This window comes from Streptomyces tyrfis (assembly GCF_037034285.1).
In the GTDB taxonomy this organism is placed as follows: domain Bacteria; phylum Actinomycetota; class Actinomycetes; order Streptomycetales; family Streptomycetaceae; genus Streptomyces.
The window spans coordinates 99,404-125,548 of sequence record NZ_JBAGJZ010000007.1; the positions used below are offsets into that span (position 1 = coordinate 99,404).

The window sequence follows — 26,145 nt, forward strand, 5'->3', positions numbered from 1 at the left end:
ACAGTCAACCTCACCCGGGCCCGCACGCATTCCGGAGGGCCCGCGACCGCCGGAGGGTCCACGCATTCCCGGTGGTCGTGCGGGAACCTGTCCTCCATGAGATTCCAGGTACGGGAACGCCTCTTCGCCATCGGTGACGACTACTGGATCGAGGACGCGGACGGCCGCAAGGTCTTCCTCGTCGACGGGAAGGCCCTGCGGCTGCGGGACACCTTCGAACTGAAGGACGCGCAGGGGCGCATCCTGGTCGAGATCCGGCGGAAGCTGCTCAGCCTGCGCGACACGATGCTCATCGAGCGCGACGGCGAACAGCTCGCCCGGGTCAAGCGCAAGCGGCTGTCGCTGCTGCGCAACCACTACCGGGTCACGCTGGTCGACGGCACCGAGCTGGACGTCAGCGGCAAGATCCTGGACCGGGAGTTCGCCATCGACTACGACGGGGAGCTGCTGGCACAGATCTCGCGCCGGTGGCTGACCGTCCGGGACACCTACGGCATCGACATCGTGCGGGAGGACGCGGACACGGCGCTGCTCATCGCCGTGTCGGTCTGCGTCATCCTGCTGGCGGAGAAGGAGGAGAAGGAGCGGAAGAAGGAGCACATCGGCTGATCCGGGCGGTTTCACGTGAAACACGCCCCGCGCGCCGCCCGCCGGGCGCGCCCGGCTCCCCGCGCGGCAGCGGTTACGCGCCGACGACGGGCGGGGTCAGCCCCAGGCGGCGGTCCTTGAGCGCGGGGAACTGCTCGCGGGTCACCGCCACCTTCCCGGGGTCGAGCTCCACGCTCAGCACCTCCTCGTCCGCGCCCGCCTCCGCGAGGGTCTCGCCCCAGGGGTCGACGACGATGCTGTGCCCGGCCTGCTGGACCCCGCCGTGGGTGCCGGCCGTGGCGACGGCGAGGACGTAGGCCTGGTTCTCGACGGCGCGGGCCCGGGACAGCAGCGTCCAGTGCGCGCGGCGCCGCTCGGGCCAGCCCGCCGCGACGACCAGGGTCTCGGCGCCCGCGTCCACCAGGCCCCGGAACAGCTCCGGGAAGCGCAGGTCGTAACAGGTGGCGAGGCCCAGCGTGGTCTGCGGCAGGGGCACCGTGACGAGTTCCTCGCCCGCGCCCATCATGACCGCCTCGCCCTGGTCGAAGCCGAAGCGGTGGATCTTGCGGTACACGGCGGCCCGTTCGCCCTCGGGCGTGAAGACCAGCGCGGTGTTGTAGAGCGTGCCGTCGGGCGAGCGCTCGACGAAGGAGCCCGCGTGCAGCCAGGCCCCGGCGTCGACGGCGGCCTTCGCCATGATCGCGTGGGTCGGTCCCTGGAGCGGTTCGGCCTCCTGGGCGAAGGCGGGGTACGCGAAGGCCCCCACCGTCCACAGCTCCGGGAGGACCACCAGATCCGCGCCGCGCTGGGCCGCGACCAGCGAAGCCGCCCGCCGCCTGCGGGAATCGACGGATTCGTCCGGATCTACTGCGATCTGGATGAGCGAGGCGCGCACACTACCACCGTCCTGGCATTCGAGCCCTCAACACGGGCCTACGATCGTCACACGAAAGCACTGCCGGGGTGCCTGCTCGCAGCGTAACTTAGCGATCGAACCTCCCACGCAGTCCGTCGCCCGCGCCCAGCACTCCAGCCCATGCACCGCAGAACCGCACGAGGGGTCCCGTGACCGTCCATCCCAGCCTCCAGAACTACGCCGACGCCTGGACCCATTCCATCGAGTCGATAGCCGAGCTGGTGAAGCCGCTCGTCGAAGGGGAGTGGAACGGCCGTACGCCATGTCCTGCCTGGTCCGTGCGCGACATCGTCTCCCACATCATCGGCGTGGAGTGCGAGCAGCTCGGCGATCCGCGCCCGATCCACTCGCTGCCGCGCGACCTCTACCACATGCAGAACGACCTGGCCCGTTACATGGAGATGCAGGTCGACGTGCGGCGCCACCACACCTCGCCGGAGATGCTCGCCGAGCTGGAGTACACGATCATCCGGCGCGCCCGTCAGCTGCGCAACGAGAACCGTGACCCGCAGACCATGGTCCGGGCCCCGCTCGGCGCCGAGCAGACCCTCGAAGTGGCCCTGCGGATGCGGGCGTTCGACGTCTGGGTGCATGAGCAGGATCTGCGGGTGGCGCTGGGCCGGCCCGGCAACCTGGACTCCCCCGGGGCCACCATCGTCCGGGACGCGTTGCTCGACGAACTGCCGAAGGTGGTCGCCGAGAAGGCGGGGGCGCCCCGGAATTCCGCGATGGTGATCGATGTGCACGGGCCGGTGGAGTTCCTGCGCACGGTCAGAGTCGACGCGGAGGGCCGCGGCACGGTGGACGGTTCGCCGTCGCTGGGGCCGGTCGTGACGCTGGCGATGGACTGGGAGACGTACTCCCGGCTCGCCTGCGGCCGGGTGCGGGCGGGCGCGGTCGCGGACCGCATCAAGATCGAGGGCGACGAGGACCTGGCGGACGCGATCCTGCGCAACTTCGCCGTGACGCCGTGAGCGGTCGCGGCACCACGGCACGGTGACGTCACGACGCCGTCGCCGGTACGAAGCGCGAGAACGCGACGCCGTGACGGCATGACTCCGCGACGCCGTGACGGCATGACTCCGTGATGTCGTGACTCCGTGACGCCGTGATGTCGTGACGCCGTGCGTCCCGACGCCCTGATGCGCCGTCATGGGGCTGGTGCCGCTGCGGCACCCTCCGCCCCTCCCCGGCACGCACCGGTCCGCCGCGCCCTCGCGGTCGGCGGCGCCCGTCGTACGAGGACGGGCGCGCCGCCGACCGGCGCGACCGAGCCGTCACACGGGCACGTGCACGGCCTCCACGCGGCTGATCACATGGTTCTCCCGCTCGCGGTGCGTGGCCCGGGAGTGCAGCCGCAGGATCTGGACCACGCCGAGCGCCTCCAGCACGAAGACCGAGGCGAACGCGATCCGGTAGTTGTCGCCCGTGGCGTCCAGCAGCACACCGACGGCGAACAGGGTGGTCATCGACGCGATGAAGCCGCCCATGTTGACGATGCCCGAGGCGGTGCCCTGCCGCTCCGGCGGGTTGGCGGGGCGGGCGAAGTCGAAGCCGATCATCGACGCGGGACCGCAGGCGCCGAGCACCACGCAGAGGACGATCAGCAGCCAGGTCGGCGCGTGCGCGGCGGGGTAGAAGATCGTCGACGCCCAGAGCAGGGCGGTCACCGCGACCGTGCCCAGCGCCAGCGGAGCGCGGGCCGCGTGGTGCCGGGCGACGATCTGCCCGTAGACCAGCCCGAACACCATGTTGGACAGCACCACCAGGGTGAGCAGCTCGCCGGCGGCGGACCGGCTCAGCCCCTGCGCCTCCACCAGGAACGGCAGCCCCCACAGCAGCAGGAACACCATGGCCGGGAACTGCGTGGTGAAGTGGACCCACATGCCCAGCCGGGTGCCGGGCTCCCGCCAGGCGGCGGCGATCTGCTCGCGCACGAAGGCGGCGCCCGCGCGCGTCGCGGGCGGCGGCTCGTGGCCCTCGGGGTGGTCCTTCAGGAACAGCAGCAGGAGGACCAGGACGACGACCCCGGCCCCGGCGCTGCCGACGAAGGTGGTGGTCCAGCCCAGTCCGTGCAGGGCCCTGGCGATGAAGAGCGTCGAGACGAGGTTGCCCGCCATCCCGAACAGCGCGGCGATCTGCCCGATCAACGGGCCGCGCCGCGCCGGGAACCAGCGGGTGCCCAGCCGCAGCACGCTGATGAACGTCATCGCGTCGCCGCAGCCGAGCAGCGCCCTGGACACCAGCGCCATGCCGTACGAGGGCGAGAGCGCGAAGCCCAGCTGCCCCAGCGTGAACAGGACGGCTCCGAGGGCGAGGACCTTCTTGGTGCCGAGCCGGTCGATCATCAGGCCGACGGGTATCTGCATGCCCGCGTAGACGAGCAGCTGGAGGATGGAGAACGTGGAGAGCGCGGACGCGTTGACGTGGAAGCGGTCGGCGGCGTCGAGCCCGGCCACGCCCAGGCTGGTGCGGAAGATGATGGCGACGAAGTAGACGGCGACGCCGATGCCCCAGACCCACACGGCACGCCGGCCGCCGGGTGGATCGCCGGGCAGGGACAGGGTGGGAGCGGCGGCTGAGCTCACCGGTCCTCACCCCTGACCAGCACCTTGACCCGGCCCACGTGGCGTCGCACGACCTGCGCCGCGCCGTCCGCGTCACCGGACCTGATGGCGTCCAGCAGCTCGCCGTGCTCGGTGATGTTCGCCGCGATCCGGTCCGGATGCGCCTCCATCACGGCGACCCCCATTCTCAACTGCCGGTCGCGCAGCTGGTCGTAGAGGCGGGAGAGGATGTCGTTGCCCGCGTTGCGCACGATCTCCGCGTGGAAGCAGCGGTCCTTGACGGACACCGCGGCGAGGTCCCCGTCGCGGGCCAACTGCCGCTGCTCTTCGAGCAGTTCTTCGAGCCGCCCGATCAGCCGCGCCGAGGCCGGCACGGCCTTGCGGGCCGCGAACTCCTCGACCAGCAGCCGGGTCTCCACCACGTCCGCGATCTCCTGCGCGGAGACGGCGAGCACGAGGGCGCCCTTCTTCGGGTACAGCTTGATCAGCCCCTCGACCTCCAGCCGCAGCAGCGCCTCCCGCACCGGGGTGCGCGAGACCCCGACTGCCTCGGCCAGGTGCCCTTCGGTGAGCAGCGTGCCGCCCTCGTACCGGCGCTCCAGGACCGCTTCCTTGACGTGGGCGTAGACCCGCTCGGCGGCGGGCGGCTGCTTGACGGCGGGCGACTTCGCCTCCCCGGCCCTCCTCGCCTCCCCCGGCGGCTTCGCGGACGCCTTCACAGCGGTCTTCACGGTGGACTCGGTTGCGGGCTCGGCAGAGATCTTCACGACAGGGAGAGGGGAAGGCATGCACACATGATAGATACAACATGCGTACATCACGAAAATCATTCAATCCACGGACACTCCCGCACGCCCTCCGCACGCCGCCCGAGCGACCCCCGAGCGCCGCCCGCACGACCCCCACGCACGCTCCGGACGCCCCGCGCATACCGCCCGGATCGGCCCCACACCCACGCCGGCACACTCCACGCGATCTCCGCGCAGACGCCCGGACGACCCCCTTGACCCTCCCCTGAAACTCCCTTGACCCCGAAATTGCCCCAGGAACCCGGGAATCCCGGAAATCAGCGCATCCTTTCCCGCCCCTCAGGAGTCACATCACCGAGCGGCACCTTCATGTGGCCGCATTTCAGGGGCATTTGGGAGCACTCAAGTTGAAAATCGGCATTAAGGGCATACACCGCGTTTCTGCCGTCGCCACCGTGGGCCTCACGGCGGGTGCCGTCATCGCGGGCACCGTGTTCGCCTCCGCGGCCCAGGCCGCCGCGCCGCCCACTCCCACGATCACCGCCAAGGGCGGTTTCGTGATGAACAACGGGAACGGGAAGGCCCTCTACGGCAAGGCCGCGGACACCCGCCGCTCCACCGGTTCCACCACCAAGATCATGACCGCCAAGGTCGTCCTGGACCAGAAGAACCTCAACCTGGACGCCAAGGTCACGATCGAGAAGGCGTACAGCGACTACATCGTCTCCAAGAACGCCTCGTCGGCCCGTCTGATCGTGGGCGACAAGGTCACGGTCCGCCAGCTGTTGTACGGCCTGATGCTGCCGTCCGGCTGCGACGCCGCGTACGCGCTGGCCGACAAGTTCGGCTCCGGTTCCACCCGTGCGGCCCGCGTGAAGTCGTTCGTCGGCAAGATGAACTCCACGGCCAAGGCGCTCGGCATGAAGAACACCCGCTTCGACTCGTTCGACGGCATAGGCAACGGCTCGAACTACTCGACGCCGCGCGACCTGACGAAGCTCGCCTCCAGCGCGATGAAGAACTCCACGTTCCGCACGGTCGTGAAGACCAAGTCGACGAAGCAGAAGGTCACCACGAAGACCGGTGGCTACCGCTACATGTCGTGGTCCAACACCAACGCGATGCTCAGCAGCTACAGCGGCGCGATCGGCGTGAAGACCGGCTCCGGCCCGACGGCCAAGTACTGCCTGGTCTTCGCCGCGACCCGCAACGGCAAGACGATCATCGGCACGGTGCTGTCCTCCACGAGCGCGACCACCCGCACCGCGGACATGAAGAAGATCATGGACTACGGCTTCAAGAAGTAGCCCGGTCCGGCACCACGCCTACGCACGAGGAGGGGCCCCGCACCACGCGGGGCCCCTCCCGCCGTACGGCCCCGGCCACGCGCGCCTGCGCGGTGTGGCGTATGCGGTGCCTGAGCCGGGGACAGTCCGGCGGGTGGCGGGAGTAGGCGGCCGAGTTCTCTACCGCACGGGGCAATCCAGTTCGGGCATCGCGCGGTTCGGGGAGCACGCCACCAGTGCCAGATGCAGATACGACGGACGTTCGAGATAGAAGCCGAGCGACACGTCGGCCCCCGCCTCCAGCTGCTCAGCCGCCGAGTCGACCAGCACGGCCTGGCGGGTGATGTCCCGGTCCCTCTCGGAAGCGAACCGGGCCGCACACTCGGCCAGCCGTTCCCCCAGCCAGGCCGCCGCCTTCTCCGCCTCGTTCCATGTCCCGCGAACCAGCGAACGGGGCTTCACAAGCCAGTACGCCGTCTCCAGCGGCGGCAGATCGGACACCGGGAACTCGGCTGCCACTTCCCGATAGCGCTGGATCAGTTCCGGCTTGCTCCCGGCCGGTGGCGGTTCCGGGTAAGGAGGCCGGCGAAGCGCCTCTTGGTCGAATCGGTTCTTCGGGCCCGACCACATGTAGCCGTGAATGTGCACCAGCCGTTCCTGTTCGGTCTCTTCGCAAAAGGGCCGGCCGGTCCCGGTCCGTCGCAGGAGTGGGCCGGGACCGGCCGAGGAGGGGATCGGTCAGGCGGACAGGCCGAACCGCGCCGGGTCGATGCCGGCCGCGTCCAGTTCCGCCGTGGTGAACCTCAGCGGCTGCGCGTCCGGCCGCTTGCTGTCTCCCAGGGCCCAGGAGTCGTCGTCGATCCGGGCCAGGGTCACGCACCCTTCGGTACAGGGCCCGCCGCACGCCTTCACGAACGAGGCTCCGCTGATGTCAAGCGCGTACAGGCCGGTTCCGTTCTCCATCACTGCACCTTCCTGCTCAACTGATCGCGGCCATGGCTGACCGCCGCCGCCCTGCCGGACGGGAGTTCATGGGAGGAAAGACGTAGTTCAACAGCCCGGAGCACACCGCGCTCGGTGCGGCGCCGGCACCGCGCGAACGCGTGGAAAGCCGCTCAGGCAAACCACTTCGCGGGCCCTGGTTTCAGTTCCGAGGTTTTCCGTTCGTTCTCCACAGCTTTATTCTCGCGCCCGCGATGGATACTTGTGGAGAGCTAGTCACGTTGACGCATAAATCCGTCTGCGACCTCTTCCAAATAGCCGGAAGCGTCGTCACCGGTCAGAGCGTGAGACCAGAAGAGATCGAACAAATTGAGGTGCTGGCTTATATCCCTGGGGTCACGCAAAACGACCTCCCCGGAGAAGAGCTCGACCGTCACAAGACGATCGTCATAGATAACAAAAATGTTCATGGGCGTGCCGGGAACCTGTACGTCGCTTCGGATTATCCCGATCTCCACGTTCGGTTTCCTGTTGACCTCGGCCATATGCGCGCACTGCGCAGCCATGGCCCCGGTGCTGGCACGCCGCCACCCGACGGCCTGCTCGGTCATCAGGAACCAGAACGAACGCGACGTGTCGTCCAAGACGGCCTGACGGTCCATCCGGGCCTGGACGGCTCGGGCGACATCACGGCTCGGATCGCCGGTCACCGTGGGCGACAGCGTTTCGACGGCGTACTCGCGCACGTGCAGCAGCCCCGTGGGCACAGCCGGCAAGAAATGCCGCATCACCCGCGACGAAGTCTCGAGTGCCCTCAATTCGGATTGCTTGCGGTAGAGACCCACGCGCGCGTAGGACCGCCAGGAGGCGTAGTCGACATTGGCCCTTCGCGCCAGGCCGACAAGCTCGACGGCAAGCTCTTCGGGCACGGCCAGCGCGCCGAGGATACGTTCGACATCAATAACGATGGGCAGCGCCCTCCCGGTTTCGATACGACTGATCTTCGTCTGACTCATGTTGCAGCGAAGCGCCAGGCGTTCACCGCTGAGGCCGGCAGCTCGGCGGAGACCCCGAAGGGCCTCCGCCAATTCTTTACGGCCCCGCGCTTGCTTTTCAGGTTCGATAGGCACGGAACGGCAAGGCACTTTCTAGCGCGAGATCCCGCCACGCGAGATATTTACCGATTTCCGGGTCCTTGATCAGCTCCCGATTGATCTGGGTCCCGTCGGAGCGGTAGTTGAGATGAACGACCGTCTCCTCGTCGAACAGCCAGAAGTCCTGTTCAGGCAGTCCGGGATTCGGCCGGTCGGTCAGGTCCACGATCCGGTAGTCCTCCCCGGCCTCGACGTTTCCGGGGATGCACCACTCGAAGAGATAGCGGCTGTACGGTGTCAGCGGCCGACACACGATCTTGGCGCGGGTCATCGACCGCCCCGCTGCCGCGTGTTCCCGGATGGTCCGGTGCCACGGCACGTTGAACCCCTCCGGCATCGGCTCCCCGGCCAGGAAGGCACCGACCGTCTCCGTCTCAGCGGGCATCGTGTACGTCTGATGAACTTCGAGCCGGAACGCGGAACGCCTGAAGTCGCGGAAGTACGCCTGCCACTCCTCCCCGTCCAGGTACACGGGATCATTCAGTCGTACGGAGTCAGAGCCATCCTCGGACACGGGCGGCCTCCTTCAGGATGTCTTCCGAGATGAGCACGACCGATTCACCCTCCGGCGTCGGGTAGGCAACGTCGTAGCCCTGGACGGCCAGCATGCCGGGTTCCCGTGTCGTGTACACGGTCGGGCAGTCGCCGTTCCCGCACTTGTCGTCGCCGCTTCGGCATGGTCCGCCGGCGATGATCCGCAGTCCGTCCACCGAAACTCCCTCCGGTCTGTGGTGAGCAAGCTACGGACCGTTGTACCCCTGTCACAAGGGCGGCCCGCCGCTCAGTCACGTAGTCGCATAGAACGGTGGAATCGGGTCACGGGCGCATGTGCTCGGAGCAGCGTCGGCAGGAGCCTCCTCCTCGGCGTCCCCGAGAAGCAGTGCCCCGGCTCGGCCCGCACGTGCACGACGCTCGCGTTCAGGCCGCGTCGGCGGCGGGCAGCTCCGCGCGGCCCGCCGTTCGCAGCGCGGCGCGGACCAGGGCGCGGCCTCTGGCCGCCGTACGGGTGCGGAAGGCGGTGCCGTCGTCGGGCCGGGGGGCGTCGGCCGGGACCGCGCAGGCGCGGCAGACGCCCTCGTGCGGGGTCGGGCGGCCGCATTCGCCGCACTCCGCCCAGTGGGCCACGGCCGGGCCGGACCGCCCGGAACGCGGTGGTTCGAGGGCCGGGGGCAGCTTGCGGGTCAGGCGGTCGCCCAGCAACGCCGAGACGGAGTGGATACGGGCGGGCAGCCCGCCCAACAGGGCCCCGGCGAGATCGCGTTCGCCGTAGCCGCGCTCCAGCCAGGCGGACACCAGCGGCGCGAGCGCCAACGCCTCGACCACGCCCAGTCGCAGCCGCGGTTCCGCGCCGACCGCCCGTAACAGCACGGCCGCCGCCGCTCCTTGGGCACCGTCCGCCGACGGAACGGCGCCGCCGAGGTCCCGCCCCGCGGGTGTCTCCGACGCCGCCGGAAGCCCGGGCGCCCTTGGCGCCCCGGACGCCTGTGACGTCTCCGACCCCGTTGGCGGCTTCGCGGCCTCGCCCGTACGGTCCGTACAGGTGGCGGCGTCAGCCGTGCCGACCGCGCTCGCACGTCGGCGCCCGGCGGGGAGGGAGGGTGTTTCCCTTCGGTCCTTTACGGGGTTGGCACCCGGGTCACCGGCGGTCGGCCCACCGGGACCCGGACAACCGGCACCCGGTACGACCTGGCACTTCGCGCCCGGACCCGGGGCGGCCTGCGGGGTGTCGTAGACGTGGACCTCGCTGACGAACGTCCCGTCCGGGCGGCGAACCTTGTGGACCCGGTAGTACCCGAAGGCGGTCAGCTCCCGCAGCGCCTTCGCGACCGCGATACGGCCCTGCGGGCTGGTGTCGGCCATCCGCCGGCCGTCCTCCGACCATCCGTCCGGGCGGGACAGCAGGTCGGCCAGCAGACCACGGGCGGTGTACGACAACCGCCGGTCCTGCAACAGCGCGTTGGGAAGAACAGTGAAACCGCACGCATGGCGGCTACGATGAATCTGCATGAGGAGGGCTTTCTCCTTGTGCCGGACCCCGGAGCGTTGGCGCGCTGCCGGGGTCACATATTGAGTTCGGGGTGACAGAACGTACCACGTTCGACACGTTCGGTTTCACCTCGCGTCAACTCCCGGCCGGGTCACGGCGTCGCCGCGTAGCAGTGGACGGTCACCACCTGAGACGCGCTCCACCGTTGATCGACCGTGGCCATCAGTTCCCAGCCCAACCGCTCGTACAGGGCTGCGGCGGCGGTATCGGACGCCACGACGTCGAGCACGGGCTGCAGACCGCGGCGTCGTGCTTCCTCCACGGCCCGGCCGATCAGAAGCGCACCGATCCCATGCCCCCTGGCCCACGGGGCGACGAACAGCCGGCTGACCACCGCGGTCAGGTCCTCACTCGTCCCGCTCCGCTCGCCCCACACGCCGGGGGCCAGATCCCCTTCGCCGCTGCGGGACAGACCGACATGGCCGACGAGACGGCCGTCGAGTTCAGCGACCCAGGCCTCCAGCAGAGAAGCCTGCGACAGCCATGCGTCGGGCCGGTCAGGCCAGTTCACCGGGTAACCATCACATCGGTGGACTTCCGCGAGAACCCTTACGCATTTCTCGACATCGCCAACGGTCCTCGGCCGGACGCGGGGACCCGGCCTCTCCACGGCCGCCCCGATGCTCCTGGTGTTCACTCCGGCATGCAAACACAGGCCCTGGCGTCACGACCAGCCAACGACGCTCCGACCGCTCAAAGCGGTGGCGCGGGATCGCCGCCCGTCACGAGAAGGCCGCCGACTCCTGCCGGGCAGAACCTGGCACCGCGCGCGGCGCTCCGCTACGCCCGAACGAGCCCCGCCCGAAAGGCGTCCCACGCGGCGGACGCGACGAGCACGACCGGGCCGGCGGGGTCCTTGGAGTCGCGGACGGCGACCACGCCGGGGACGTTACGGGCGACCTCTACGCACTCTTGTCCAGCGTTGCCGCCGCTATAGGTGGACTTCACGAACTCGAATGCGGACACCCGGACTACAGCTCCTTGAGGATTCGTTCGATCAGTCCGACCGTGTTGCGCTGCGCGAGCCCCAACCGCGAGATGCGGTCGAACAATCTGCCGTGACGGTCCGCATCAGTATCGCTCTCCAGCCAGAGCGTCGTCGAGGTGGTGTCCATGTGCACGACATCGAGAGCGCCGGGCTCAGCAAACGAGACGATGGTGAAGGCACTGGTCATACCGGGGTGGGCACCTGCGAGGCTGGGCACCACCTGAAGTTTCACGTTCGGCTGCCGGGACACGTCCAGCAAATGCCCGAGTTGCTCCCGCATGACGTCTCTGCCGCCAACCAGCTGACGTAGCGCGCCTTCGCTCATCACCGCCCACAGTTCCAGTGGCCGTCGCCCGGTCAGGCGCGCCTGGCGGACCATCCTGGACTCCACAAAGGGCTCGATCTCGTCGGGATCGTCCCAGGAGCCATTGCCCACGGCGAGCGCACGGGCGTAGTCGGCTGTCTGAAGCAGGCCGGGCACGATGGAGAGTTGCCAGGTACGCACGCCAGTGGCGATGTCCTCAAGCGCCACATACTCCACCATGGACTGAAGCTGCGGGTACTGATTCCACCAACCGCTGGCCTTGCGTCGCCCCCGGTCCGCAGCCGCGAGGGCCAGCAATCGGCCGAGCTTCACGGTGTCGTCGACCCTGTACAGCTGGCACAGCGCCCGAATGTCCGGGTCGCGCATCGGCACCCAGCCGCTCTCCATCTTGACGACCTTGGTCGCGGTCGCGCTCAGGTACTGAGCTGCCTGGTGCTGCGTCATTCCCGCTGCCAGGCGCAGCCGTTGCAGCTCGCCGCCGAGACGTCGTCCGAGCACGGTCGAAGCTCGGTTGCCGCGCGCACCACTACCGGACTTCTGCATGCCGGCCCTTCCGTAGATCACTCTCAGTGTGCCAGCAATCACTGCACAGGCAGGCGCGTTCGCTCGTTCGGGGAAGATATTCCCCGAACAGCTTGAGTGCGGGACACACATGTGGCTACGTTCAGTGCCCAGCCGCTCACCCAGCGGCGTACCCCTTGGCGGAAGTGCACCGTCCTGCCCGTTTCGCGCGGACACGGCATCGCCACCGCCCCCACCCGAGGAGCTCGCGCCCATGACCGCAGCCCAAGAGGTTCCGACGCCCTCCCCCGTATCCCCCGGCTCCGCGTCGTCCGTCCCCGCATCCCCCGCCCCCGCGTCGTCCGCCCCCGCGTCGCCCGGCCCCGTGCTCCGTGAGGACCGGCTCGACTACACGCCGTACGCCCACAACGTCGCCTTCTGCCGTCGGCGGGCCGCGCGGCTCGTCGCGGAGTGGGGGCATCCGGCACTGGCCGGCGACGCGGCCCTGCTGGTCAGCGAGTTGGCCACCAACGCGCTGTTGCACGGCACCCTGCCCGACCGGCTGTTCCGGGTCCGGCTGGTCCTCACGGCCGCGGCCCTGCGGATCGAGGTCAGCGACGCGTGCGGCGAGCGGCTGCCCGGGGTGCGCGGGGACGCCGACGCGGAGACCGGGCGCGGGCTGGTGATCGTCTCCCGGATCGCGGACGACTGGGGCATCGAGCCCCGTACCGTCGGCAAGACCGTCTTCGCCGAACTCGCCCTGGCCGCCCGGTCCGTACCGGCGAAGGGCGTGGAGACGCCGGTGGGCCCGCGCGTCGGAACGCGCGGGCCCACCGGCGGTGAGTGAGCCGGGCCGTGTCGTCGAACCGGCGTCGTACGGCGGACGGCGGTTCGACGAGGCGGCCGGAGGGCGTCAGCCCCAGGTGATCAGGCGCTTCGGCTGCTCCAGGATCGCGGCGACGTCCGCCAGGACCTTGGAGCCCAGCTCGCCGTCGACCAGGCGGTGGTCGAACGACAGGGCCAGCGTGGTGACCTGACGGGGCTTCACCTTCCCCTTGTGGACCCATGGCTGAAGCTTGATCGCGCCGACCGCGAGGATCGCGGACTCGCCGGGGTTGAGGATCGGCGTGCCCGTGTCGACGCCGAAGACGCCGACGTTGGTGATCGTCACGGTGCCGCCCGCCATGGCGGCCGGGGACGTCTTGCCCTCGCGCGCCGTGGCCACCAACTCGCTCAGTTCCGACGCGAGTTCGGGAAGGGTCTTGTCGTGCGCGTCCTTGATGTTCGGCACGATCAGGCCGCGCGGGGTGGCGGCGGCGATGCCCAGGTTGACGTAGTGCTTGCGCACGATCTCCTGGTTCGCCTCGTCCCACGCGGCGTTGATGTCCGGGTTGCGGCGGATCGCCACCAGCAGCGCCTTGGCGATGATGAGCAGCGGGTTGACCCGGACCCCGGCGAGGTCCTTGTCCGCCTTGAGCTCCGCGACCAGCTTCATCGTGCGCGTCACGTCGACGGTCACGAACTCCGTGACGTGCGGCGCGGTGAAGGCGCTGCCGACCATCGCCTGGGCGATGGCCTTGCGTACGCCCTTGACCGGGATGCGGGTCTCCCGGGCGCCCGGGACGGCGGAGCCGGCGGACGGCTCCTCGGCGAGCACGGGAGCCGGGGCCTGGGCCGGGGTCCGGGCCGGCTCGGCGGGCGTCGGCGCGGCGGCCGGAGCCGGTTGGGCCTGCGCCGCCACGAGCGCGGCCGCCGCGTGCACGTCCTCGCGGGTGATGATCCCGCCCGCGCCGGTCGGCACGACGGTCGTCAGGTCGATGCCCAGGTCCTTCGCCAGCTTGCGCACCGGCGGCTTGGCGAGCGGCCGGTTCTCCCGGGCCGCCGTGGTCACGGAACCGGAACCGGGAGCGGAGCCGGAGCCGTTGCCGGGACCGTGGCCGTGGCCGTTCAGCTCGCCCTGCACCGCCGCCGCGGCGGCCGACGCGGCCGCGCGGGCCGCCGCCGCGTCGCCCTTGCGGGCGCGCCGCTTGGTGGAGGTCTCGGCCACGCCGTACCCGACCAGGACCGGCTGGCGTCCCGAGCCGGTCGCGGGGGCCGCGGGCTCCGCGGGGGCCGCCGGGGGCTCCTGGGCCACGGCCGGCTCCGGGGCGGCGGCCGGGGCCCCACCGCCGGGGGCCACGTCCACCGCGATGATCACCTCGCCGACGTCGACGGTCGTGCCCTCGGGGAAGCGCAGCTCGTGCACCACGCCGTCGAACGGGATCGGCAGCTCCACGGCCGCCTTCGCCGTCTCGACCTCGCACACGACCTGCCCGTCCGTGACGGCGTCACCGGGCTGGACGTACCACTTGAGGATCTCCGCCTCGGTCAGACCCTCGCCCACGTCGGGCATCTTGAACTCGCGGACGCGAGCGGCGTTGGAAGTGTCGGTCGTCATCGTTGTCACGCCCCAGTCCTCAGTACGCCAGCGAGCGGTCGACGGCGTCGAGCACACGGTCGAGACCCGGCAGGTATTCGTCCTCCAGCCGCGCCGGCGGGTACGGGGCGTGGTAGCCGCCGACCCTCAGCACCGGCGCCTCCAGGTGGTAGAAGCAGCGCTCCGTGATGCGAGCGGCGATCTCGGCCCCGGAGCCGTAGAACACCGGCGCCTCGTGGACCACGACGAGCCGGCCGGTCTTCTCGACCGAGGTCTGGATGGCGTCGAAGTCGATCGGGGACATCGACCGCAGGTCCAGGACCTCGATCGACCGGCCCTCCTCCTCGGCCGCCTCGGCCGCCGCCAGGCAGACCTTCACCATCGGCCCGTACGCGACGAGCGTGAGGTCGGAGCCGGTGCGCGCCACGGCGGCGCGGTGCAGCGGGCCGGGGATGGCGTCGGTGGCGACCTCGCCCTTGTCCCAGTAGCGGCGCTTCGGCTCGAAGAAGATGACCGGGTCGTCGCTCTGGACCGCCTGCTGCATCATCCAGTACGCGTCGCTCGCATTCGATGGCGAGACCACCTTCAGGCCCGCCACGTGCGCGAACAGGGCCTCGGGGGACTCACTGTGGTGCTCGACCGCGCCGATGCCGCCGCCGTACGGGATCCGTACGACGACCGGCATCTTGACCTTGCCGAGCGCGCGGGCGTGCATCTTGGCGAGCTGAGTGACGATCTGGTCGTACGCCGGGAAGACGAAGCCGTCGAACTGGATCTCCACGATCGGCCGGTAGCCGCGCAGGGCCAGACCGATCGCGGTGCCGACGATGCCGGACTCCGCGAGCGGGGTGTCGATCACCCGCTCCTCACCGAAGTCCTTCTGGAGCCCGTCGGTGATCCGGAAGACGCCGCCCAGCTTGCCGACGTCCTCACCCATGATGAGGACCTTGGGGTCGGTTTCGAGGGCCTTGCGCAGCGACTCGTTGAGCGCCTTCGCGATCGACATCTTTTCCACGGCCATGGCTACTTGCCCTCCTCGACGTCGGCGAACGACGCCTGGTACGCGGCGAACTGCGCACGCTCCTCGTCGACGAGCGGGTTCCCGTCGGCGTAGACGTGGTCGAACATGGCCATCGGGTCAGGATCGGGCATCGACCGCACCGCCTCGCGCACGCGCTTGCCGAGGGCCTCGCTCTCGGCCTCCAGCTCGGTGAAGAACGCCTCGTCGGCGGCGCCCTCCTGCTCCAGATACCTGCGCAGCCGCAGGATCGGGTCCTTGGCCTCCCACGCGGCGCGCTCCTCGTCCGCCCGGTACTTCGTCGGGTCGTCGGAGGTGGTGTGCGCGCCCATGCGGTAGGTGAACGCCTCGATGAGCATGGGGCCCTCGCCCCGGCGGGCCCGCTCCAGCGCCGCCCTGGTGACGGCCAGGCAGGCGAGCACGTCGTTGCCGTCGACGCGGACCCCGGGGAAGCCGTAGCCCTGCGCGCGCTGGTAGAGCGGGACGCGGGTCTGCTTCTCGGTGGGCTCGGAGATCGCCCACTGGTTGTTCTGGCAGAAGAAGACGACCGGGGCGTTGTAGACCGCGGAGAACGTGAAGGACTCGGCGACATCCCCCTGGCTGGAGGCGCCGTCGCCGAAGTACGCGATCACGGCCGAGTCCGCGCCGTCCTTGGCGACGCCCATGGCGTAGCCGGTGGCGTGCAGGGCCTGCGAGCCGATGACGATCGTGTACAGGTGGAAGTTGTTGCTGTTGGGGTCCCAGCCGCCGTTGTTCACGCCGCGGAACATGCCGAGGAGATTGGTCGGGTCCACGCCCCGGCACCAGGCGACGCCGTGCTCGCGGTAGGTCGGGAAGACGTAGTCGTCGTCGCGCAGAGCCCGGCCGGAGCCGATCTGGGCGGCCTCCTGGCCCAGCAGCGAGGCCCACAGGCCCAGTTCGCCTTGGCGCTGGAGGGCGGTGGCCTCGGCGTCGAAGCGACGGGTGAGGACCATGTCCCGGTACAGACCGCGCAGTTCCTCCGCGGTCAGGTCCACCTGGTAGTCGGGGTGCTCCACGCGCTCGCCCTCGGGCGTCAGCAGCTGTACGAGCTCGGGCTCGGGACTGCGCGGCGCCCGGGCGGGCGCCTTGGCCGGCTTCTTCGCGGTCGCCCTCGCGGGCTTCTTCGCGGTCGCCGTCGTCGTCGACTTCGCGGCCGCGGGCGTCTTCGCCGTTGCCGTCGTCTTCGCGGTCGTCTTCACGGCGCTGGTCCGCTTGCTGCTGCGTCGCGGTGTGCGCGCGGCAGTGCTCTCCACGGTCACGTGCGTGCTCCTCCGTCGGTCCGGCCCCCGGGGTCTGCCGGGAAGCCAGTGCGGCTCGCCTGCTCCCGTACCCGTGCACGGGGTGGGTGCCGCTCGGTCCGGGGGACAGGCGTGACAGGTGCCCCGGCGAGCGCCCTGTCAAAAGCACGTTACCCAGTACGCCGCATAACTGCGAAACCCTGTCTGACCTGCGATTTTGCTTGGATTTCCAAGTAAATCGAAAAAGTCGGGAACTCTCGCTGGTCACAGCGCTGGGAACAGCCTTGTGGGTCGCCGGAACAACGGCACGTTATCCCGCCGTTCGGCGGCAGGGAAGAGGCGAGTGTGTGAGACTGCGTTTTGTGCGCGAACAAGGAAAAATCACTGTTTTTCTGCTGGACGACCATGAAGTGGTCCGGCGCGGGGTCCACGAATTGCTGTCGGTCGAGGACGACATCGAGGTGGTCGGCGAGGCGGGCACGGCGGAGGACGCGCTGGTCCGCATCCCGGCGACGCGGCCCGACGTGGCGGTGCTCGACGTGCGGCTGCCGGACGGCAGCGGGGTGGAGGTTTGCCGGGAGATCCGTTCGCAGGACGAGAACGTCAAGTGCCTGATGCTCACCTCTTACGCCGACGACGAGGCGCTGTTCGACGCGATCATGGCGGGGGCCTCGGGGTATGTGCTGAAGGCGATCCGCGGCACGGAACTGCTGAACGCGGTGCGCGACGTGGCGGCCGGGAAGTCGCTGCTGGACCCGGTCGCGACCGCGCAGGTGCTGGAGCGGCTGCGGGAGGGGAAGAAGGGCGGCGACGAACGGCTGGCCTCGCTCACCGAGCAGGAGCGCAAGATCCTCGACCTGATCGGGGAGGGGATGACGAACCGGGCGATCGGGGAGCGGCTGCACCTCGCGGAGAAGACCATCAAGAACTACGTCTCCAGCCTGCTCTCCAAGCTGGGGATGGAACGGCGGTCGCAGGCCGCCGCGTACGTGGCCCGGCTCCAGGCGAAGAAGGGCTGAGCGGGCCGCGTCGGGCGGTTGCTCGGCCGCCGGTCGGCCGTGGTCCCGGGCGGTGCGCGCCGGGCGGCTGATCGTCAGGCGGCTGCTCGTCGGGCGGCTGCTCGTCGAGCTTCTCCGCGCGGGCGGACGGGCGTGCGGAGGGAGCGGCGGGCGGCCCGGCCGGTCGGCCGTGGTCCCGGGCGGTCTTCGGGACTTTGGTCCCGGCCCAACCGGGGCGGCGGCCTCTTCCCGCCGCCCCGGCGGCGCCGGGAGAGTGGAGGCCATGCCCTCTGAGGATCTCCACGCGCTCGACCTGCTCGGCCGCGTCGCGTACGGCCGGCTGGCGACGAGCATGCGGGCCCTTCCGATACTGGCCGTGGCCCGGCACATCGTGGCCGACGGCCGGGTCGTCCTGCGGATGCACGAGGGCCTCGGCTACCACGACGCCTGCGACGGCACGGTCGTGGCGTACGGGGCGGACAACTACAACACCGGGCCATCGGAGGACGACGAGGGGCTGTGGTCCGTGCAGTTCACCGGTCCGGCCCGGATCGTGCGCCCGACCCCCGGCCAGCGGGAGCGCTTCGGCGCCGCCCCGGCCCTGGTCAACGGCGAGCCCTTCGCCCCGGCCTATCTCGCGGTCGCCCCGCACTTCGTCACCGTGCACACGCTGGGTCTCCACGCACACTCCGGGCCCTCACGCAAGTCAGCCGAACCGCAACGCAGCGTGATCTAACATCTGGCGAGTGTCGCGCTCATCTGTACCGCTTCCTTCCGCTCCGCCGGATTCCTCCGCCCCGCCGGGCGGTGATCTGCTGTGCCCGACCGTGCCCCGGCCGCCGGTCCCGCGCTCGTCGATCCCCCGCCCGGCGGTGCCACGTCCGGCCGTCCCCCGCCCGGCCCCGGCCCACCCGGCCGAGCGCCTTCCGGCCCGGGGCCGCCCGGCGGAGAGCCTTCCGGCCGCAGGTCATCCGGCGGCGGAGAGCCCGCCGGTCCCCGGCCGCCCGGCGGAGAGCGTGCCCGTCCCCGGCCGCCCGGGCGCGGACCGTCCCGGAGCGGATCACGCGACCGCCCGCCGCGCGAGCGTGGACCAGGCGGCCGTCGGGCACCCGGGCACGGACCGGGCCGACGGCGGCCGGACCGCCGGGAGCCGGACCGCCGTGCCGCGCCCGCCCGTTCCGCCGGTGGAGGAGGTGCTGGGGCGCCGCCCCGGCGTCGGCAGGCTGCTGAGCTGCGAGCCCGTCGCGCAGGGGCTGCTCAACCAGAGCTACCGGGTCTCCACCACCCGCGGCTCCTACTTCCTCAAGCACCACCTCGACGCCTCCACCGGCGACCGCGCCACGATCCTCCGCCAGCACCGCGCCATCCGGCGGCTCCAGTCGCTCGGCGTACCGGTCGCCCCGCCCGTCGAGGACATCGACGGCGACACGGTCACGGAGGTCGGCGGCCGGTGCTACGCCCTGCACCCCTGGGTCGAGGGCCTGCACCGGGCCGGTGACCGGCTCACCGTCGCCGACTCGTGGCGGCTCGGCGCCCTGCTGGGGAGCGTGCACACCGGGCTGGAGCGGGTCATGGGGGCGCCCCCGGAGCCCGCCGGGCGGTCCGGGAAGCACCCGAGCCCGGACCCGGTGGACACCTTCGCGCTGATCGACGAGCTGCTGGCGGCCGCGCGCGGGCGCCGCCGCCGCGACTGCTTCGACGAGCTGGCCGAACACCGGCTGCTGGAGCGGCGCGCCCTGCTGGAACGGCACGCCGACCGCCGGCCCCCCGCCCCCGACGCCCCGGCCACCGGCTGGGTACACGGCGACTTCCACCCGCTGAACGTGCTCTACCGGGGCGCGGAGCCGGTCGCGATCCTCGACTGGGACCGGCTGGGCGTCCAGCCCCGTGCGGAGGAGGCGGTACGGGCGGCGGCGATCTTCTTCGTACAGCCCGGCGGCAAGCTGGAGCTGACGAAGGTAGGGGCGTACGCGGCGGCCTACCGGCGGACGGCCGGCGCGGGGGCGGCGGAGCTGGCCGCGGCGGTGCACCGGGTGTGGTGGGAGCGGCTCAACGACTTCTGGATACTGCGCTGGCGGTACTGCCTGCACGACCGGAGGGCCGACCCGCAGTTCCCCGCGGTGTCGGCCCTGGCGGTCTGGTGGACGCGCGAGTACGAGGCGGTGCGCGAGGCCTTCACGGGCTGAGGCGCTCCCGGCCCGGGACGGCGGAACGTCCGCGTCGAGAAAGAGGACGGGGCAGGGGCCGGGGCAGAACCCGAGCCCCGGAAAGGCGACGGGGCCGCGGGGCTGCCGGGCCCCGCGGCCCGTTCGTCACCGGCTGGCGGCCCCGTCCGTCACCGGGCGGCAGCCCCGTCCGTCACTGGGTCGAGCTGGTCGTGTTCCCCAGCCCGCCGGGCAGGGTCCCGCCCGGCGCTCCGCCGCCGTCCGTCGTGCCGGTGCCGCCGTCGCTGCTGCTGCCGCCCGGGTTGGTCCCGGTCCCGGTGCTGCTGTCGCCCGTACCCGTGCTGGTGCTGTCGCCCGTGCCGGAGCTGGTGCCCTCGTTCGTCTTCCCCGTACCCGCGTCGGTGCCCGTGCCGTTGTCGGTGTTGCCGCCCGTGTCCGGGTTCGACGGTTCGTCGGAGGACGGCTCGGTCGGCTGGGTCTGGCGGGGCGGCGGGGTGTACGAGTGCCGGGGCCACGTCCCCTGCTGGTCGCCGCTGGAGTTCTCCGGCTGCTGGTTCTGCTCGGTCTCCTGGTCGCTCGGCGTCGGCGAGTCCTCCGGCGAGGTCGTCGAACTGGTCGTCGGAGCCGGCTGCTTCTCGTGCTTCTTGCCGCCGCTGTCCGCCGCGTTGAGCGCCAGCGCGACGCCGGCGCCGATGGCGATCAGCGCGAGCACGACGAACAGCCAGAGCTTGCCGCGCCCGCCACCGGCCTGGTAGCCGCCCTCGTAGCCGCCGTCGTCCGGGTTCATCGGCGGCAGGATCGGCCCCTGCGAGGTCTCCCCGTGCTGCGGTTGGCTCATCATCCGCGTGCCGCCGGTGACGCCCATGGGCGGGGTGTGCCCGGCCTCGTGCATGGCGACCGGGCCGGTGCTCCACGCGCCGGTGTGGCCGCCCTGCGCCTGGAGCATCTGCAGGCTGTACTGGACCAGGCCGCGCATCTCCTCGGCGCTCTGGAACCGGTCGTCCGGGTCCTTCGCGAGCGAGCGCATGACCAGCCCGTCCAGCTCCGGCGGGACCTCGTCCAGCACCTGCGACGGCGGAACCGGCATGTCCTGCACATGCTGGTACACCACGGACAGCGGCGTCTCGCCCGTGAACGGGGGCCGCAGCGCGAGGAGTTCGTACAGCAGGCAGCCCGTCGCGTACAGGTCGGAGCGGTGGTCGACGGCCTTGCCCAGCGCCTGCTCCGGGGAGAGGTACTGCGGCGTGCCCATGACCATGCCGGTCTGTGTCATCGTCGACTGCGCGCCGTGCAGCGCGCGGGCGATGCCGAAGTCCATCACCTTGACCGCGCCCGAGTTGGTGATGATGACGTTGGCGGGCTTGATGTCACGGTGCACGATGCCGTGCTGGTGCGAGTAGGCGAGCGCCTCCAGCACCCCCGAGACGATGATCAACGCCTGCTCGGGGGGCGGGGCTTCGGCGCTGAGCAGCAGATCGCGGATGGTGTGGCCCTCGACCAGCTCCATCACGATGTAGGGGACGGTCTGGCCGCCCACGACGTCCTCGCCGGAGTCGTACACGGCGACGATCGCGTGGTGGTTGAGGCCGGCGACCGACTGCGCCTCGCGCGTGAACCGGGCCTTGGAGACCGGGTCCTCGGCGAGATCGGAACGCAGCAGCTTCACCGCGACGGTGCGTCCCAGCCTGACGTCCTCGGCGGCGTAGACCTCCGCCATGCCGCCCCGGCCGAGCCGGTGGGTCATCCGGTAGCGACCGTCACCGACGACGCCGCCGACGCCCCAGGAGTCGGTGCCATCCGAGACTCCGCCGCCGTTTGCTTCGGAATCGGGTGCCATCAGTCCTCGCCGTCGTATCTGTCCGCGCGTCCGCGGGTTCTCACGGTGTCCAAGGGCTGTCCGTCGTCCCCGGAGGGCGCACGACGACGGCTGCGACGCCTCGCCGCGTTGTCGGAACGCCCGGACAACCCAGTATGCGTGCGCCCCTCCGCCTTGCGATGCACCACCTCTGACGCCGCCCGCCGGTCCACCGGCGAAGAGCGGGACAGCCCTTGGCTGCATTGCCACGTCACGCTACAGCCTCCGGCGGACACGCGTTTTCCGAGCGGACCGTCCACCGGACCGGCGACGGGCCGCCCGCGCGCGTTACGTGCGATTCCTGTGATGCTTCCGAGACGCTTCCTGTGCGGAGGGTCACGGAACGGGCTCCCGGCTTGACGTGTCGGACCCCTGGGGCAGACTTGGCCCGTCACAGGGATCACGCGTGGTTCGCGCGCCGAGGGGGAAGCAAGTCATGAGCCAGGACGGCGCACACGGCGCGCAGAGCGCGCAGGGCCGCTACGCGGGCGGTTCGGTCGCCGGCGGCCGGTACCAGCTCCGCGACCTGCTCGGCGAGGGCGGGATGGCGTCCGTATACCTGGCGTACGACTCCGCGCTGGACCGGCAGGTCGCGATCAAGACCCTGCACACGGAGCTGGGGCGCGAGCAGTCGTTCCGCGAGCGGTTCCGCCGCGAGGCGCAGGCCGTTGCGAAACTGCAGCACACCAACATCGTCTCGGTCTTCGACACCGGCGAGGACGAGCTCGGCGGCGCGCTCATGCCGTACATCGTCATGGAGTACGTGGAGGGCCGGCCGCTGGGCTCCGTGCTCCAGGAGGACATCCGCGCCCACGGCGCGATGCCCGCCGAACGGGCGCTCAAGGTGACCTCCGACGTGCTGGCCGCGCTGGACACCAGCCACGAGATGGGGCTGGTCCACCGCGACATCAAGCCGGGCAACGTCATGGTGACCAAGCGCGGCGTCGTGAAGGTCATGGACTTCGGCATCGCCCGTGCCATGCAGTCCGGCGTCACGTCGATGACGCAGACCGGCATGGTCGTCGGCACCCCGCAGTACCTCTCCCCCGAACAGGCCCTGGGCCGCGGCGTCGACGCCCGCTCCGACCTGTACTCGGTCGGCATCATGCTGTTCCAGCTGCTGACCGGCCGCCTCCCCTTCGACGCGGACTCGCCGCTCGCCATCGCGTACGCGCACGTCCAGGAGGAGGCGGTCGCGCCCTCCGCCATCAACCGCGCGATCACTCCGGCGATGGACGCGCTCGTCGCCCGCGCGCTGCGGAAGAACCCGAACGAACGCTTCCCGAGCGCCGCCGCGATGCAGGACGAGATAGCCCGGGTGCTGAACGCGGGCGGGCAGACGGGCGCCCCGGTGATCATCGCGGGCGGCGCCCCGGTGAACAGCGGATCCGGCGTCGGCTCGGCGGTCTTCCCGCCGGTCGACCAGAGCGCCCCGGCGCAGCAGAGCGTCCAGACGCCGTACCAGCCGGGCCCGTACCCGTCGGCCGCCCAGCCCGGTCCGTACGGCCCATCGGCCCCGACGCCCGCGCCCGGCCCGTCGTACGGCTATCCGCAGGCGGCCCCGGCGTACCCGAACCAGGCGTCGATGGCCCCGATGCAGCCGACGGGGCACCCGACACCGCCGCCGTACACGGGCGGGCCGGCGACGCGGACGAGCGGCGGCCCCGGCAAGAGCGGGGGCGGGTCGAAGCGGACCACCGCGATCGTCGTCGGCGCGATCGCGGTCGCCCTGGTCGCGGTCGGCAGCCTGATCGCGGCCATCTCGCTCAAGGACGGGGGCTCGGGCAGCGCCTCCGGCACGAACGACACCCCGCCCGCGGCGAGCGAGCACAAGCCTCCGGAGCGCAACCGCACGATGAAGACCGAGGCGTGCACGGACGCCATGGAGGACAGCGACGACCCGGACAAGGTCGACGCGCCGAGCTTCCTCTACAAGGACTTCCTCTCGGCCAAGGCGTGCGCGGACGCGGCCGGCTGGGTCGTCAAGAAGGTCAAGGTGCCGGGGAACGCCTATGCCGAGGACCAGGTCATCGACCAGTTCCCCTCGGCGGGCACCGCCGTGAACAAGACCGGGGCCAAGTTCGAGCTGCGCGTCGCCACGGGCGACCCGGCCTGACGGGCGACCCCGGCTGACGGGCGACCCCGGCTGACGGGCGACCCGGTTCGACGGGCTGCCCGGTTCGACGGAGGCGGGGGGCGGGCCGGCCGGGGTCCGCAGGGCTTTCGCCTCCGTGCGACTTTCGTACGGAATCCGCACGACCTCCGCACGGCCTCTGCGCGGCCCCGCACGGTTCGCGCACACTTCGGTTCCGCGCACCTCTGGCTCCTCCGGAGCGGGTCCGGGACCCCGGAGGGGCGGGTCCGGGGCGGCTTCGGTACGCGTCCGGGGCGGGCCCGCATGTCGGCCACCACGGACAGGAGTTGCCCTTTATATCCGAGATGCCGGACATAAAGGCGCATGTGACGCTGACCTCATGGCTCAAGGACTCCTGCCTTCGCGATCCACGAGGTGCGTGGCCTGCCTCATACTCTCGGCGGGCGCGGCCCTGGGGGCCGCCGCCGGTCAGGCGCACGCCGACCGGCGCGACCCGAGCGAGTCCCCGGGCGCGGTCGACGCCCCGATGACGCCGTCCACATCGTCCGGATTCGCCTCGTCCACGTCCACCTCGCCCCGGTCCACGACCACGGCGTCCGGGTCCGCTGCGCCCCCGACCGGTTCGCCCGCGTCGACTCCGGCCGACCCGCCCGCGTCGACTCCGACCCGCCCGTCCGCGTCCGCGCCCGCGGCGTTCACAGGGTCGGCGACGTCCGGGAGCGCGACCCGCCCCTCCGCCTCCCCGGCGGCCGCCCCGCCGAGCGGGGCCCTCACCCCTTCGGTCGATCCGGCCGCGATATCCGCGGCGTCCTCCCCCGGAAGCGGATCACCATCCCCCGCTTCCCCCACTTCCCCCGCCCCCTCCGGCACACAGCCCTCCCCCTCGGCCTCGGCCTCCGCCCACGCTTCAGCGTCCCCCTCCCCTCCCCGCTCACCCTCCCCCTCCGTCTCCGTCTCCGTCTCCGAGATCGGGCCGGAACGCCCCGTGGCGCAGCCCTCCGCCGCCGGGCACATATCCAGCGAGGACCAGCAGCGGACCGGCCGCCCCCTCCCGCCGCGCTCACCGTGGGAACTCGCGGAGGAGGACGACCTCTTCGACGAGCCGGGGGCGGACCCGGCGGCGGCCGACCCGGAGCCGATGCCGCCCGCCGGGACGACGTCCCTGCCGGACTCACCTCCGGGAAGCGGCCGCAACGCGCCGCAGGCCCTGGGCGACCCCACCGTCCGACAGGCCCACCAGGTCTCCCTGGGGGCCGGAATCGCACTCGTCGGACTGGGCCTCGGCTTCCTGGCGCTGCGCCTGCGCCGCGTGAACTGAACGCCCCGCTCACTCCGTACGCATACTCGGTATACAGAGCGCTCCTACCCGGTATGCCCAGGGCTCCCATGCACGCGGCGGCGACTTGCACCACCCCGCATACTCGGTATACATACTCAGTATGTCGATCCGCCATGGGCTACTGGCCCTGCTGGAGCGGGGCCCCAGATACGGCTCCCAGCTCCGTACCGAATTCGAGTCGCGCACCGGCTCCACCTGGCCGCTCAACGTCGGCCAGGTGTACACGACACTGGGTCGCCTGGAGCGCGACGGCCTGGTCGTCCAGGACGACGAGGACGACCAGGGACACACCCTCTACGCGATCACCGACGCCGGGCGCGTCGAGCTGCGGAACTGGTTCGAGACGCCGGTCGACCGCAGCAGCCCGCCCCGGGACGAGCTGGCCATCAAGCTCGCCATGGCGGTCGGTGCGCCGGGCGTGGACCTCCGGGCCATCATCCAGGCCCAGCGCCATCACACCGTGAAGGCGATGCAGGACTACACCCGGCTCAAGGCCCAGGCGCTCGCCGACGTCCCGGCCAACCGCGACGAGGTCGCCTGGCTGCTCGTGCTCGAACAGCTGATCTTCCAGGCGGAGGCCGAGGCCCGCTGGCTGGACCACTGCGAGTCCCGGCTGGTCCGCCTCGCCGAGGCCGCCGCCACCCAGCCGGAGCCCGAGACGCGCCCGGCGGGACGTCCGGCGGGACGTGCTCCGGCCCGCTTCGGACGCCCGCGCGTCCGGGGCTGACCGCGGCTCCCACCGTTCATCCGCGTGCCCGCCCGGCCCCGGTCACCGCCGGGCCGGGCCCGTACGCACCCCGAGCCGACGCCGGACCACTCCGACGTACGGCCCCGACGCACTCCGGCGTCCGCGCATCGGCCCGATCCGCACCTCCGGCACCGGCCCGATCCGGATGTCCCGCCTCGGCCCGATCCGGCGTCCCGCGTCGGCCCACAG

Annotated in this window: 27 protein-coding genes; 10 read left to right on the forward strand and 17 right to left on the reverse strand. The window is 71.3% G+C overall.

The features are described 5' to 3' along the window. Nucleotides 1-96 precede the first annotated feature (96 nt). The gene (locus WA762_RS07595; protein WP_335933994.1) at nucleotides 97-609 is read left to right on the forward strand and encodes an LURP-one-related/scramblase family protein; all 513 of its coding nucleotides are present in this window, start codon (nucleotides 97-99) and stop codon (nucleotides 607-609) included. A 73-nt stretch (nucleotides 610-682) separates the two neighbouring features. On the opposite strand, the gene WA762_RS07600 is transcribed toward WA762_RS07595, so the two are convergent. Further along, nucleotides 683-1,483, reverse strand: coding sequence for a carbon-nitrogen family hydrolase (locus WA762_RS07600; protein WP_335933996.1), 801 nt, complete (start codon nucleotides 1,481-1,483; stop codon nucleotides 683-685). 170 nt (nucleotides 1,484-1,653) lie between these two features. Here WA762_RS07600 and WA762_RS07605 point away from each other — a divergent pair, with 170 nt between their 5' ends. Beyond that, nucleotides 1,654-2,478: a maleylpyruvate isomerase family mycothiol-dependent enzyme gene (locus WA762_RS07605; protein WP_335933997.1), complete on the forward strand. Its 825-nt coding sequence runs from the start codon at nucleotides 1,654-1,656 to the stop codon at nucleotides 2,476-2,478. Between the two features lie 303 nt (nucleotides 2,479-2,781). On the opposite strand, the gene WA762_RS07610 is transcribed toward WA762_RS07605, so the two are convergent. Both WA762_RS07610 and WA762_RS07615 read right to left on the reverse strand, forming a co-directional pair. Beyond that, complete coding sequence (locus tag WA762_RS07610; RefSeq protein ID WP_335933998.1) at nucleotides 2,782-4,092, reverse strand: MFS transporter; 1,311 nt, start codon at nucleotides 4,090-4,092, stop codon at nucleotides 2,782-2,784. Beyond that, on the reverse strand, nucleotides 4,089-4,859 hold the full coding sequence (locus tag WA762_RS07615) for a GntR family transcriptional regulator (protein WP_335933999.1): 771 nt from the start codon (nucleotides 4,857-4,859) through the stop codon (nucleotides 4,089-4,091). The genes WA762_RS07610 and WA762_RS07615 overlap by 4 nt, the downstream gene beginning before the upstream one ends. A 368-nt stretch (nucleotides 4,860-5,227) precedes the next feature. Here WA762_RS07615 and WA762_RS07620 point away from each other — a divergent pair, with 368 nt between their 5' ends. Further along, nucleotides 5,228-6,127, forward strand: coding sequence for a D-alanyl-D-alanine carboxypeptidase family protein (locus tag WA762_RS07620; protein ID WP_335934000.1), 900 nt, complete (start codon nucleotides 5,228-5,230; stop codon nucleotides 6,125-6,127). Between the two features lie 159 nt (nucleotides 6,128-6,286). Here WA762_RS07620 and WA762_RS07625 read toward each other — a convergent pair whose 3' ends face one another. The 9 genes from WA762_RS07625 to WA762_RS07665 all read right to left on the reverse strand — a co-directional run bounded on the left by WA762_RS07625 (nucleotide 6,287) and on the right by WA762_RS07665 (nucleotide 12,105). Next, nucleotides 6,287-6,754, reverse strand: a complete 468-nt coding sequence (locus WA762_RS07625; protein WP_335934001.1) for a hypothetical protein — start codon at nucleotides 6,752-6,754, stop codon at nucleotides 6,287-6,289. 90 nt (nucleotides 6,755-6,844) lie between these two features. Next, nucleotides 6,845-7,069 (reverse strand): DUF397 domain-containing protein, encoded by a 225-nt coding sequence (locus tag WA762_RS07630; protein WP_335934002.1) that lies wholly within the window; start codon nucleotides 7,067-7,069, stop codon nucleotides 6,845-6,847. Between the two features lie 251 nt (nucleotides 7,070-7,320). Beyond that, nucleotides 7,321-8,193: a helix-turn-helix domain-containing protein gene (locus WA762_RS07635; protein WP_335934003.1), complete on the reverse strand. Its 873-nt coding sequence runs from the start codon at nucleotides 8,191-8,193 to the stop codon at nucleotides 7,321-7,323. After that, entirely contained in the window at nucleotides 8,162-8,716 is a 555-nt protein-coding gene (locus tag WA762_RS07640; RefSeq protein ID WP_335934004.1) for a DUF6879 family protein, read from the reverse strand. The genes WA762_RS07635 and WA762_RS07640 overlap by 32 nt, the downstream gene beginning before the upstream one ends. After that, the gene (locus tag WA762_RS07645; protein ID WP_335934005.1) at nucleotides 8,697-8,912 is read right to left on the reverse strand and encodes a hypothetical protein; all 216 of its coding nucleotides are present in this window, start codon (nucleotides 8,910-8,912) and stop codon (nucleotides 8,697-8,699) included. The genes WA762_RS07640 and WA762_RS07645 overlap by 20 nt, the downstream gene beginning before the upstream one ends. 208 nt (nucleotides 8,913-9,120) lie before the next feature. Further along, on the reverse strand, nucleotides 9,121-10,209 hold the full coding sequence (locus WA762_RS07650) for a hypothetical protein (RefSeq protein ID WP_335934007.1): 1,089 nt from the start codon (nucleotides 10,207-10,209) through the stop codon (nucleotides 9,121-9,123). A gap of 131 nt (nucleotides 10,210-10,340) precedes the next feature. Beyond that, nucleotides 10,341-10,859: a GNAT family N-acetyltransferase gene (locus WA762_RS07655; protein WP_335934151.1), complete on the reverse strand. Its 519-nt coding sequence runs from the start codon at nucleotides 10,857-10,859 to the stop codon at nucleotides 10,341-10,343. 170 nt (nucleotides 10,860-11,029) lie between these two features. Further along, nucleotides 11,030-11,215 (reverse strand): DUF397 domain-containing protein, encoded by a 186-nt coding sequence (locus WA762_RS07660; RefSeq protein WP_335934008.1) that lies wholly within the window; start codon nucleotides 11,213-11,215, stop codon nucleotides 11,030-11,032. 5 nt (nucleotides 11,216-11,220) lie between these two features. Further along, entirely contained in the window at nucleotides 11,221-12,105 is an 885-nt protein-coding gene (locus WA762_RS07665; protein WP_335934010.1) for a helix-turn-helix domain-containing protein, read from the reverse strand. Nucleotides 12,106-12,337: 232 nt separating this feature from the next. Between WA762_RS07665 and WA762_RS07670 the strand changes: the two genes are divergently transcribed. Next, a complete protein-coding gene (locus tag WA762_RS07670; protein ID WP_335934012.1) occupies nucleotides 12,338-12,910 on the forward strand; it encodes an ATP-binding protein in 573 nt (190 codons plus the stop codon). Nucleotides 12,911-12,976: 66 nt separating this feature from the next. Here WA762_RS07670 and WA762_RS07675 read toward each other — a convergent pair whose 3' ends face one another. From WA762_RS07675 to pdhA, 3 genes are read right to left on the reverse strand one after another with little or no spacing between them, the layout of a single operon-like run. Then, complete coding sequence (locus WA762_RS07675; RefSeq protein ID WP_335934014.1) at nucleotides 12,977-14,500, reverse strand: dihydrolipoamide acetyltransferase family protein; 1,524 nt, start codon at nucleotides 14,498-14,500, stop codon at nucleotides 12,977-12,979. 19 nt (nucleotides 14,501-14,519) lie between these two features. Continuing rightward, a complete protein-coding gene (locus WA762_RS07680) occupies nucleotides 14,520-15,500 on the reverse strand; it encodes an alpha-ketoacid dehydrogenase subunit beta (protein WP_335934016.1) in 981 nt (326 codons plus the stop codon). Nucleotides 15,501-15,502: 2 nt separating this feature from the next. Then, nucleotides 15,503-16,717, reverse strand: coding sequence for a pyruvate dehydrogenase (acetyl-transferring) E1 component subunit alpha (gene pdhA / locus WA762_RS07685; RefSeq protein WP_335934152.1), 1,215 nt, complete (start codon nucleotides 16,715-16,717; stop codon nucleotides 15,503-15,505). 401 nt (nucleotides 16,718-17,118) lie between these two features. On the opposite strand from pdhA, the gene WA762_RS07690 reads away from it, so the two are divergent. The 3 genes from WA762_RS07690 (at nucleotide 17,119) to WA762_RS07700 (ending at nucleotide 19,940) form a co-directional block, all read left to right on the forward strand. Then, nucleotides 17,119-17,775, forward strand: coding sequence for a response regulator transcription factor (locus WA762_RS07690; protein WP_335934153.1), 657 nt, complete (start codon nucleotides 17,119-17,121; stop codon nucleotides 17,773-17,775). A 262-nt stretch (nucleotides 17,776-18,037) separates the two neighbouring features. Next, entirely contained in the window at nucleotides 18,038-18,490 is a 453-nt protein-coding gene (locus WA762_RS07695) for a pyridoxamine 5'-phosphate oxidase family protein (protein WP_335934018.1), read from the forward strand. A 457-nt stretch (nucleotides 18,491-18,947) separates the two neighbouring features. Further along, on the forward strand, nucleotides 18,948-19,940 hold the full coding sequence (locus WA762_RS07700; protein ID WP_335934154.1) for a phosphotransferase enzyme family protein: 993 nt from the start codon (nucleotides 18,948-18,950) through the stop codon (nucleotides 19,938-19,940). A gap of 172 nt (nucleotides 19,941-20,112) precedes the next feature. On the opposite strand, the gene WA762_RS07705 is transcribed toward WA762_RS07700, so the two are convergent. Beyond that, the gene (locus WA762_RS07705) at nucleotides 20,113-21,756 is read right to left on the reverse strand and encodes a protein kinase domain-containing protein (protein WP_335934019.1); all 1,644 of its coding nucleotides are present in this window, start codon (nucleotides 21,754-21,756) and stop codon (nucleotides 20,113-20,115) included. 454 nt (nucleotides 21,757-22,210) lie between these two features. On the opposite strand from WA762_RS07705, the gene WA762_RS07710 reads away from it, so the two are divergent. Next, a complete protein-coding gene (locus tag WA762_RS07710) occupies nucleotides 22,211-23,890 on the forward strand; it encodes a protein kinase domain-containing protein (RefSeq protein ID WP_335934020.1) in 1,680 nt (559 codons plus the stop codon). 447 nt (nucleotides 23,891-24,337) lie between these two features. On the opposite strand, the gene WA762_RS07715 is transcribed toward WA762_RS07710, so the two are convergent. Continuing rightward, complete coding sequence (locus WA762_RS07715; RefSeq protein ID WP_335934022.1) at nucleotides 24,338-24,643, reverse strand: hypothetical protein; 306 nt, start codon at nucleotides 24,641-24,643, stop codon at nucleotides 24,338-24,340. A 211-nt stretch (nucleotides 24,644-24,854) separates the two neighbouring features. Here WA762_RS07715 and WA762_RS07720 point away from each other — a divergent pair, with 211 nt between their 5' ends. Next, on the forward strand, nucleotides 24,855-25,187 hold the full coding sequence (locus tag WA762_RS07720; RefSeq protein ID WP_335934024.1) for a hypothetical protein: 333 nt from the start codon (nucleotides 24,855-24,857) through the stop codon (nucleotides 25,185-25,187). A 121-nt stretch (nucleotides 25,188-25,308) separates the two neighbouring features. Continuing rightward, on the forward strand, nucleotides 25,309-25,935 hold the full coding sequence (locus WA762_RS07725) for a PadR family transcriptional regulator (protein WP_335934026.1): 627 nt from the start codon (nucleotides 25,309-25,311) through the stop codon (nucleotides 25,933-25,935). Nucleotides 25,936-26,145: the final 210 nt, after the last annotated feature.

Excerpts from the sequence above, each read along its gene's own strand:
- WA762_RS07615 (WP_335933999.1), bottom strand. The coding sequence starts at position 4,859 with ATGCCTTCCCCTCTCCCTGTCGTGAAGATCTCTGCCGAGCCCGCAACC.
- WA762_RS07680 (WP_335934016.1), bottom strand. The coding sequence starts at position 15,500 with ATGGCCGTGGAAAAGATGTCGATCGCGAAGGCGCTCAACGAGTCGCTG.
- WA762_RS07630 (WP_335934002.1), bottom strand. The coding sequence starts at position 7,069 with ATGGAGAACGGAACCGGCCTGTACGCGCTTGACATCAGCGGAGCCTCG.
- WA762_RS07710 (WP_335934020.1), top strand. The coding sequence starts at position 22,211 with ATGAGCCAGGACGGCGCACACGGCGCGCAGAGCGCGCAGGGCCGCTAC.
- WA762_RS07670 (WP_335934012.1), top strand. The coding sequence starts at position 12,338 with ATGACCGCAGCCCAAGAGGTTCCGACGCCCTCCCCCGTATCCCCCGGC.
- WA762_RS07705 (WP_335934019.1), bottom strand. The coding sequence starts at position 21,756 with ATGGCACCCGATTCCGAAGCAAACGGCGGCGGAGTCTCGGATGGCACC.
- WA762_RS07725 (WP_335934026.1), top strand. The coding sequence starts at position 25,309 with ATGTCGATCCGCCATGGGCTACTGGCCCTGCTGGAGCGGGGCCCCAGA.
- WA762_RS07665 (WP_335934010.1), bottom strand. The coding sequence starts at position 12,105 with ATGCAGAAGTCCGGTAGTGGTGCGCGCGGCAACCGAGCTTCGACCGTG.
- WA762_RS07695 (WP_335934018.1), top strand. The coding sequence starts at position 18,038 with ATGCCCTCTGAGGATCTCCACGCGCTCGACCTGCTCGGCCGCGTCGCG.
- WA762_RS07650 (WP_335934007.1), bottom strand. The coding sequence starts at position 10,209 with ATGCAGATTCATCGTAGCCGCCATGCGTGCGGTTTCACTGTTCTTCCC.
- WA762_RS07675 (WP_335934014.1), bottom strand. The coding sequence starts at position 14,500 with ATGACGACCGACACTTCCAACGCCGCTCGCGTCCGCGAGTTCAAGATG.
- WA762_RS07595 (WP_335933994.1), top strand. The coding sequence starts at position 97 with ATGAGATTCCAGGTACGGGAACGCCTCTTCGCCATCGGTGACGACTAC.